This window comes from Inquilinus sp. OTU3971 (assembly GCF_038440215.1).
On record NZ_JASATH010000451.1, the window covers coordinates 1 to 411 of the forward strand.

The window sequence follows — 411 nt, forward strand, 5'->3', positions numbered from 1 at the left end:
GAAGGACAGGCTGCCGGCGAAATACCCCGGCGCGGCGACGATGATCGGAGCCACGAGGGCGAACCAGCCGTAGCCGGAGGTGACCCAGGTCAGCCTGGTGGCGGCGCCGACGATCCCGCGCATCGCCGAAAGCACCTCCTCGAGTTCCTGCTGCAGCCGCTGGCGTTCGTCGGCTTCGCCGCCGCCGAGGGCGATGCCGTCGGCATTCTCGCTGACGCGGACGAGAGCAAAGCGGAGCTCGGCCTCCTGGGTGTACCGCTCGGCATTGAGTCCGATCAAGGGGCGCCCGACGCGCCAGCTGAACCAGGACGCGGTCGCCGCATAAAGCAGCGCACACCACACCATGTATCCGGGGACCGCGAAGCTGCTCCCCTGGAGCACGAAAGCGACATCCTCCGACAGCACCCACAG

1 pseudogene is annotated in these 411 nt (G+C 68.4%); it reads right to left on the minus strand.

What is annotated here, in order from left to right:
- Positions 1 to 411 (minus strand): annotated as a pseudogene (locus AAHM41_RS40370) (ABC transporter ATP-binding protein/permease); the annotation flags it as partial.